This window comes from Streptomyces prasinopilosus (assembly GCF_001419695.1).
In the GTDB taxonomy this organism is placed as follows: Bacteria; Actinomycetota; Actinomycetes; order Streptomycetales; family Streptomycetaceae; genus Streptomyces; species Streptomyces prasinopilosus.
Genome location: NZ_LIRG01000150.1, coordinates 1 through 8,987, shown reverse-complemented (window position 1 = coordinate 8,987; position 8,987 = coordinate 1). Strand labels below are relative to the sequence as shown.

The following is an 8,987-nucleotide window of genomic DNA, read 5'->3' as shown; positions in this document are numbered from 1 at the left end:
GTCCGCCGGCCGGCGGACACCCCCTTCCACGTCCCGGGGACGGAGGAACTCAGCCCTTCAGCTCGTCCGCCACCAGTTCCGCGATCTGGACGGCGTTCAGGGCCGCGCCCTTGCGGAGGTTGTCGCTGGAGACGAAGAGGGCCAGGCCGTTGTCGACCGTCTCGTCGCGGCGGATGCGGCCGACGTAGGACGGGTCCTGGCCCGCCGCCTGGAGCGGGGTGGGGATGTCGCTGAGGGCGACACCGGGGGCGTGGGACAGCAGCTCGGCCGCGCGCTCCGGGCTGATCGGACGGGCGAAACGGGCGTTGATCTGCAGGGAGTGCCCGGAGAAGACCGGGACGCGCACACAGGTGCCGGAGACCTTGAGCTCGGGGATGTCCAGGATCTTCCGGGACTCGTTGCGCAGCTTCTGCTCCTCGTCGGTCTCGTTCAGACCGTCGTCCACGATGCTTCCGGCGAGGGGCAGCACGTTGAAGGCGATGGGACGCTTGTAGACGGCCGGCTCCGGGAAGTCGACCGCGCCGCCGTCGTGGGTCAGCTGGTCGGCGTCGGCGACGACCTTCTGGACCTGGCCGTGCAGCTCCGCCACGCCCGCCACCCCGGAACCGGACACCGCCTGGTACGTGGCGACGACCAGCGCCTCCAGGCCGGCCTCGGCGTGCAGCGGACGCAGCACCGGCATCGCGGCCATCGTGGTGCAGTTCGGGTTGGCGATGATGCCCTTGGGGCGGTCCGCGATCGCGAGCGGGTTCACCTCGGAGACGACCAGCGGCACCTCGGGGTCCTTGCGCCACGCCGAGGAGTTGTCGATCACGACCGCGCCCTGCGCGGCGACCTTCTCGGCCAGCGCCTTCGACGTCGCGCCGCCCGCCGAGAACAGCACGATGTCCAGCCCGGTGTAGTCGGCGGCCGACGCGTCCTCGACCGTCACGCCGTCCAGCTCCGTGCCCGCCGAACGGGCCGACGCGAACAGGCGCAGCTCGGTCAGCGGGAAGTTCCGCTCCTTGAGGATGCCGCGCATGACCGTGCCCACCTGACCGGTGGCTCCGACGATTCCGACCCTCACGGCTTCTCCCTCACTGGCTGCTGCGTCCCGTGCCGCACGCGACCGACGCATACGGCGTACATGTGCCCTTTGCCCGACGGCCGGGCGTTTCCATCATGCGGCCGACCACGGCCCGCCTGTCCAATTCTTTGCGCCCCCTGCCCGCACAGTGGGACGCGCGGGCCGGGACCACCGGTCGCGGACCTGCGGTCGCCACCCCCTTGAGCTGCAGGAATTCGCTCCCCGAGGGCCGGCGGCCGCAAGGTTCCCTGCCCAGCCCGGCCCTGCCCACACGGAGGTGTGACGTACGCCTCTGCCCGGTTCGCCGGGCGGGCGAACGTTCCGGGCCCCGCCGGCGTCGTAGGGGAAACGGCACGAGGGGGGTGGGCAGTGCTGCGCGGAAGGATCCGGCGTGGCCGGCAGGCGCACGGCGCCGCGGAGGACGACCCGCTGGACCCGGCGCAGGAGCGCCGGGTCCGGGCGGTGCTCGCGCTCGGCGGGGTGCCGCAGGCGGACCTGCCGGACGGGGTGCAGCAGGTCCGGCTGCGGCTGCTGGAACGCACCGCCGGCGGCCGGGAGGCGCCGCGGGACGTCTCGGCGTGGGCGGCGGTCGTCGCCTCGAACCTCGCCATGGACTGGCACCGGGCCAGACGCCGCCAGGAACGGCTCGGCGAACGCCTCGCCGCACTGCGCCCCGCCGGGCCCACCACCGACGAGGAGAGCCGCCTGCTCTCCCTCGCCGTCGCCCGGGGCCTGGACGGGCTGCCGGACGCCCAGCGCCAGGTCGTCGTGCTGCGCTTCTACGCCGACCTCCCGGTGCGCTCGATCGCCGAGCGGCTCGGAGTGCCGGAGGGCACGGTCAAGAGCAGGCTGCACACGGCGGTCCGGGCCCTGCGCGCCCGCCTGCACGAGGACGAGGTGGTGTGACGTGAGCGTCCACGACGACCACGACGACGCCCGGGACGGCACCGGAGACGAGCACGGCACCGGGTACGGGGGCGCCGCACACGAAGGCGCCCGGCACGAGGGCGCCGAGTACGGGGGCGTCGACGCCCTCATGGCCGCGATCCTCGGCGAGCCGCTGCCCGCGGAGGCCCGGCGGGACCCGGCGTTCCTGGCCGCGCGGGACGCGGCGGCCGCCGACGTCGCCGTGCTGCGGGAGCAGCTGGGGCTCATCGGGGACATGCTGGCCCGGGAGGCGGAGCCCGGTCCCGCACCGGTGCGGTCCCTGCCCGCGGCCGCCCCTCGGCCCGGCCGTATCACTCCGCCCCGCCGTGCCCGCCGGCCGCTGAAGGTCGCCCTCGGCGCGCTCGTCGCGGCGGCGGCCGCCTCGGTGGTCCTCGGCACCGGCTGGCTCGTGACGCGGGCCGGGCAGGGCGACACCGCCTCCTCGGGAGCGGGCGTCACGGCCGAGGACGTGGCGGACGCCAAGCGGCAGGAGGCCGGTACGGCCTTCGGCAGCGCCGGCTACCTGGCCTGCGCCCGGCTCGTCGTGGAGGGCACGGTGACGGCGGTGGAGCCGGTGCCGGGCGCCGGGCGGGACCGCGTCACGCTGGAGGCGACCCGCCGCCACAAGCCGGAGCCGGACCGCAGAGACCTCGAACGGGATCCGGGCGAGGTCACCTTCCTGGCCGAGGCGGACGGCGCACCCCGGCTGCGTGCCGGCGACGAGGTCCTGGTCGGCCTGCCCCGCGAGGGCTCCGTCCCGGACGCCGTGGTCGTCGGCGAGGAGGACATCGCCCCCGAGCGGGAGCGCATCACCGCCGCCCTGCCCGCCTCACGCGCCCTGACCTGCGAGTGAGCGCGAGAGGGTGCGTGCGGGGTGCGCGCCCTCCCGCGCACCGGGTGCGTACGGCGCAGGGGCGGGCGCCCCGGTGGACGCCCGCCCCTGCCGTTGGTGACCGCCGGTTACGGCACGACCTTCCCGATCGTCACGCTGCCCGTGCCCGCGACCGTGCCGCGCGCGTTGACCAGCTGGACGCGGCCGAAGAACTCGCGTCCCTCGGGAGCCGCCGCCACGGCGTTGACGCTGCCGGAGACGGTGGCCGACTCGCCGGTGCCGATCCTCACCGGAGTGGCCCCGTCGACCGAGACCTCACCGAGCGTGGTGGAGAAGAACACGTCCCGGTAGTCGTAGTCGGTGGAACCGGCCGGGACGGAGTAGCCCACGACCTTGACGGTGTAGGTGCCGGCCGCCGGGGAGGCGATGGACACCGACTCCTCCGAGTCGCCGTCGGCGGACTGGGCGACGAGGTCGCCGGCCGCGTTGTGGACCGCCAGGTCCAGGTCGGCGGCGGTGTCGGAGACGTTGCCGATGGCGACGTCGAGCGACGTGGCGCCCTCGGGCACCGTGACGGTGGTGGTGTGCGTGACCCCGGTGGAGAGGGCGGGCCGGGCCGACTTGGCGGAGCCCAGCGGGCCCCCGACCAGCTTGCCGTCCAGGGCGGCGGCCCGGTTGGTCACCTTCCAGGAGACCTCGGCCGGAGTGCCGACCTTCGCCTCGGGCACGGTCACGGTCTCCGGGTCGAAGACCGCGCCGAGCACGGCGACGTCCAGCTTGTACGGGTTGTCGAGCAGCGGCGAGGTGCGGCGCGACTCGACCTCGATCTCCCAGACGCCCGGCTGCGGGTTCACGTACGACCGCAGGTCGGGGCGGCAGGTGTTGGCCGGGTTGCTGTAGTTCGGGTAGCAGTTGACCGTCGAGGTCGGGTCGGCCGGGACGCCGTAGGGGTGGATGGCGACGAACCGGGTCTGGCTCGTGGCCTTCAGGCCGCCGAGCGCGATCTCCAGCGTCTTCGCACCCTCGGGCACGGTGACGAAGTAGGAGGTGCTGGCGTTGCGCTGGGCGGTGCCCGAGGCGGAGAAGGTGTGCGCCAGCGGAGCCGAGACGACCACCGTGCTCAGGATCTGCCGGTCGACGCCCTCGGTGCGCGGGTCGTCCACCTCGAGGATGGCGCTCTTCAGACCGGCCGCACGCGGCGCGGCCTGGACCTTGACGATCACCGGCTTGTTCAGCGGCAGCCGCACCTCGTCGTCGCCGACGATGCGGAAGGTGCCCTCGGCGTTGTTCGCGAGGTCCAGCTCGTGCCGGATCACGCGGTCGGGACCGGACGTACGGGTGATGGTGACGTCGTACGTCTTCTTCTGGCCGGCCTTCAGGCCGCCCTCGCGGTCGTAGATGCCGGTGCCGAAGCCGGGCGTCTTCAGGAACTGCTCGATCGCGGTGTCGACCGGCGCCTTCACGCTGTACTCGTGCGCGGTGGCCCCGTCACGGATCGAGTCCCAGGCCTCCTCCAGGTCGATGAGACCGGCGCCTTCCTCGTAGGCCTGCAGGCCCTTGACGTGCTGGGCGGTGGAGGTGAGGGCGGTGCGCAGCTTCGCGGGCGTCAGGTCGACCCGCTTCTGCTTCGCGGCCGACAGCAGCAGCGCGGCGGAGCCGGCGGCCTGCGGGGACGCCATCGAGGTGCCCTGGAGCATGCCGTAACCGGCCGGGAGGGCGTAGCCCGCCTCGGCGACCGGCTGGCCCGCCGACCAGGTCTGGATGGTGTTGATCGACGCGCCGGGCGCGATCAGCGTCGGCGTGAAGCCGCCGTCCTCACGCGGACCGCGCGAGGAGAACGGCATCATGGCGTACTTCGTCTTGACGACGGAGCCGTAGTTGGCGGCCCAGGTCTCCTTGGAGACGGACGCGCCGACCGAGATGACCTTGTCGGCCAGGGCCGGGTCGCCGATGGTGTTGGCGCCGGGGCCGGAGTTGCCCGCGGAGATCACCAGCTGGACGCCGTAGGTGTCGATGAGGCGGGTGTACAGCTCGGCGCGGGCGTTGTTGCCGTCGTTGAGCGCGGGCAGACCGCCGATGGACATGTTGACGATGTCGACACCGCGCTCGGTGACGAGGTCGATCATGCCCTCGGTGAGCGCCACGCTGGTGCAACCGCCGGACCAGGTGCAGGCACGGGAGGAGACGATCTTCGCGCCGGGCGCGGCACCGTTCATCTTCCCGCCGAACAGGCCGTGGGCGGCGGTGATGCCGGCGACGTGCGAGCCGTGCGAGCCCTCGATGAGACCGATGTTGACGAAGTCGGCCTTGTCGCCGGCCGCGTTGCGGACGACGTCCTTGCGGATCTCCACGACGAACGGCTGGCGCTCGGCGACCTCGGTGGAGGGGTCGTCGGTGCCGAAGTACCCGATCTGGAAGCCGTCCTTGTAGGGCTTCATCGGGGTGTCGTCGGAGAAGTCCTGGTTGTCGTTCAGGTCGACCCGGACGGCCCCCGCCGCGGCGTCGTACAGCACGCCCCAGTCGTCGGTGGTGTCCCCGTCGAGGTTGGTGTCACCGCCCGCGTCGCCGCCGATGGTGTACGACTCCTTGAACGTGCTGATCCGGTACGAGCCCTCGGGCGCCGTCCAGGTCTTCCCGTCGTACGTGAAGGTGGGGCCGGCCACCGAATCGGTCATCGGGCGCCAGGTCTTGTCGCCGTCGACGAGCGGGTCGGTCGCCGTCACCCAGTCGACGATCTTGCGTTCGCCGGTGGTGGTCTTCTGCAGGGCGGGGTGGGCCAGGTCCACGCCGGAGTCGAGGATGCCGATGGTGACGCCGCGGCCGTCCGCCTTCGGGTTGTCCTTCACGAAGTCGACGGCGCCCGTCTCGAAGGACGGGTTGTACGGGTTCTTCGCGGGGGTCCGCCTGTCGGGGCCCGGGTAGGCGGCGCCCTTGTCCTTGCCCTTGCCGGCGGCCTTGGCGGTGGTGTCCGCGGCCGGGGTCGGGTCGTCGAGCGGGATCTCGTCGCGCAGGTCGATGCCGTGCACGGTGGAGAGCTTGGCGGCGGCGGCGATCGCCGCGTCCGCCTTCCCGGTGGGGACGGTGGCCCGGACGTAACCGAGCTCGTCGTGGGTCCGGCCGACCGAACCGCCCTTGACCGCGTTCAGCTGCCCGGCGACCTGCTCGGTCTTCCCGGGGGCGGTGGCGATCATCATCGTGACGTTCTTGACGCCGTCGGCCTTGGCCTCGGCGAGCAGGTCCGCGTCACGCGAACCGAGCTTGTCGTCGGCGGACTTGACGTCACCGTCGACGGGTGCGGCGGCCGGCGCGTCGGCGGCGGCCGCCAGGGGTATCGGGCCGACCGCGCAGAGCGCGGCGACGAGACCGGCGGCCAGGGCGATACGGGCCGCGCGTCTGGCGCCCGGTATCGACTCGCGCGGGGAGGAAGGGGTCATCGGCATCCCTTGTGCGTAAAGGAACCATCGTGGAGCGACCGGAGCCGATCGACCCTGGCCGCGCTCGTCCGGAAAACGGTCCCGGACGAGCGTTGAGCCTTACTCAAAGGGTGGGTTTTGGGCGAGGGTTGGCGGAATCGAAATGAAGGTATGGGGAAAACCCGCGATGCACGTATGGGGCGCGGGGGTATGGAACGGTCAAGTCGTCCGCGGGGGCTGCCCCGTGGGCGTCCGCGGGTTAACGTCCCGGCATGCGGCGAACCCTGAGGGTGGCGGCCTACGCCGTGGTGGTGCGCGACGGACGAGTCCTGCTGGCCCGGTCCCCGGTACCCGCAGGCGCCCCCGAGTGGGTCCTGCCGGGCGGCGGCACGGAGCACGGCGAGGACCCGTACGACACCGTGCGGCGGGAGGTCGAGGAGGAGACCGGGTACCGCATCGAGGTCACCGGACTGCTCGGCGTGGACTCCGTCCGGCACCCCTTCGTCCGCCCCCTCCTCACCCGGCGCGCTCCCACCCGGCACGGCTTCGCCCGCCGCCCGGTCCGCAGGGCCGACCACCACGCCGTACGGCTGGTCTACGAGGGGCGGATCACCGGCGGCGAGCTGAGGAACGAGACCGGCGGCTCCACCGACCTGGCCGCCTGGCAGCCCCTGGACGCCGTCCCGGACCTGGTCAGGATCGGCATGGTCGACATCGGCCTGCGGCTGTGGCGGGAGCGCCCGGCGACGGGACGGGTGGAACGCGCGGAGGGCTGACGCGCGAGGCGGAGGGAACGGGCGGAGGGCCGACGCGCGGGGTGACGGCGGAAGGGCGGCGCGGGGAACACACGAAGGTCCGCGTCCCGCGCGCCGAGCGGCCCGAACGCCCCGGACGGGCGGGTACGGCGCCGTTCGGGGGCTCCGTCGGGTGAACGCGGTGTGACCGGTTGCGGGCCGGTGCGGGAGCGGATGCCGACGGCCCGGGGGGCCGAGATCCACGTACGGCGATCGGTGTCGCGCGTTGCCGTCGCGTTCACACGCAGGCCATTCCCGCTGCCGAGCATCCGGTACGAGCGGGACGTTCGCCCGGCGAACGCCCCGCGGTCACTGCCGATGCGTCCGCACCCGGGGGGACAAGCGTCATGCCGCGCACACGCCGAGCCGCCGACTCCACCGCACTCCACCGCCGTTCCCTGCTCGCCGCCACCGGCGCGGTCGCCCTCTCCGCCGGCACCGGGTACGCCCTGTGGCCCGGCGGCGGCCGGGCCGCGGCCGCCGGCACCGCCGACGCCGCCGCGGACGAGGCCGTGGCCGCCTCCTCCCGGCGGGCGCCGGCCGCCCCGCTCGCCCCGTACACGCGCGGCACCACCCTCGCCGGGGTGTCCGTACCGCGCGGCCGCGGCACCGGATACCGGCGCCTCGACGAGGGGCCCGGCTGGCCACGGGTGGTCCGCGGCGACCTGACCGCCGCCCGCCCCGGCCGGGACGACCGCCGCACCACCCTCGCCGCGTTCGTGCAGCTCACCGACCTGCACGTGATCGACGTGCAGCACCCGCTGCGCCTGGAGTACCTGCGCTCCGGCGACGTGCGCGCCTGGCGGCCGCACGAGGCGCTCACCGTGCACGGCGCGGTCTCCCTCGTCGAGCGGATCAACGCCCTGCGCGGCGCCCCCGTCACCGGCTCCCCGCTGCACTTCGCGATGACCACCGGCGACAACACCGACAACAACGCCCGCTCCGAACTGCACTGGTTCCTGACGGTGCTCGGCGGCGGCCGCATCACCCCCGACAGCGGGGACCCGCGCCACTACGAGGGCGTCCAGAACAGCGGCCTGCGACAGTACTGGCAGCCGGACTCCGCCACCCGCGACGCCGACAAGCGGCTCGGCTTCCCGCACCTCGACGGCTTCCTCGCCGCGGCCGTCCGCGAGGTGAACAGCCCCGGCCTCAACCTTCCCTGGTACTCCACCGTCGGCAACCACGACACGATGCCGCTCGGCTGCTACGCCTCCCACGGCGACCCGTACCTCACCGAACTCGCCGTCGGGGGCCGGAAGCTGATGGAACTCGGGGCGGCCGAGGCGGAGAAGCTCCGGCGGGCCATCAGGAAGGCCACCGACCCGCGGGGCGTCCAGTACGGCGCGTTCCTGAGGTCCCGGGCCCGCGCCATGCGGTCGGTGACCCCCGACGAGGCGCGCGCCCCCTTCACGCCCACCGAGTACGTCGAGGCCCACCTGGACCCCGCGTACCGCGGATTCGGCCCGGTGGGGCACGGCTACTCCGCCGCCAACCTCGACGCGGACACCCGGTACTACGCGTTCCGCGTCTCCGACGACGTCCTCGGCGTCAGCCTCGACACCACCGACCCGGGCGGCCACTACGCGGGCTCCGTCGGCACGGCCCAGCTGCGGTGGCTGGAACGGACCCTGCGCACCCACCGGGGCGACCGCGTGATCCTCTTCAGCCACCACACCAGCACGTCGATGACGAACACGCACCGCGACCCGGCCCGCCCCGACGAGCGGCGCCACGACGGCCGGGAACTCGTCGCCCTCCTCGGCGCCCACCGCAACGTGGTGGCCTGGGTCAACGGCCACATCCACCGCAACGCGGTCACCGCGCACACCGGTGCGGCCGGCTCCTTCTGGGAGATCTCCACCGCCTCCCACGTCGACTTCCCCCAACTGGCCCGGGTCGTCGAGCTGGTGGACAACAAGGACGGCACCCTGTCCCTGTTCACCACCCTGGTC

At 73.6% G+C, this 8,987-nt stretch carries 6 protein-coding genes; 4 read left to right on the top strand and 2 right to left on the bottom strand.

Going from position 1 to position 8,987, the window contains the following annotated elements; genetic code table 11:
* Positions 1-49: 49 nt before the first annotated feature.
* The gene (locus AOK18_RS07675; RefSeq protein WP_055572890.1) at positions 50-1,066 is read right to left on the bottom strand and encodes an aspartate-semialdehyde dehydrogenase; all 1,017 of its coding nucleotides are present in this window, start codon (positions 1,064-1,066) and stop codon (positions 50-52) included.
* Between the two features lie 369 nt (positions 1,067-1,435).
* Between AOK18_RS07675 and AOK18_RS07670 the strand changes: the two genes are divergently transcribed.
* Both AOK18_RS07670 and AOK18_RS07665 read left to right on the top strand, forming a co-directional pair.
* Positions 1,436-1,972 (top strand): RNA polymerase sigma factor, encoded by a 537-nt coding sequence (locus AOK18_RS07670; protein WP_055572891.1) that lies wholly within the window; start codon positions 1,436-1,438, stop codon positions 1,970-1,972.
* Position 1,973: 1 nt separating this feature from the next.
* Positions 1,974-2,846, top strand: coding sequence for a hypothetical protein (locus tag AOK18_RS07665; protein ID WP_079104889.1), 873 nt, complete (start codon positions 1,974-1,976; stop codon positions 2,844-2,846).
* 107 nt (positions 2,847-2,953) lie between these two features.
* On the opposite strand, the gene AOK18_RS07660 is transcribed toward AOK18_RS07665, so the two are convergent.
* Positions 2,954-6,259, bottom strand: a complete 3,306-nt coding sequence (locus AOK18_RS07660; protein ID WP_055693828.1) for a S8 family serine peptidase — start codon at positions 6,257-6,259, stop codon at positions 2,954-2,956.
* Positions 6,260-6,510: 251 nt separating this feature from the next.
* On the opposite strand from AOK18_RS07660, the gene AOK18_RS07655 reads away from it, so the two are divergent.
* A complete protein-coding gene (locus tag AOK18_RS07655; protein ID WP_206281507.1) occupies positions 6,511-7,014 on the top strand; it encodes an NUDIX hydrolase in 504 nt (167 codons plus the stop codon).
* A 365-nt stretch (positions 7,015-7,379) separates the two neighbouring features.
* A partial coding sequence (locus AOK18_RS07650; protein WP_055693826.1) for a TIGR03767 family metallophosphoesterase occupies positions 7,380-8,987 on the top strand: 1,608 nt, incomplete at its 3' end.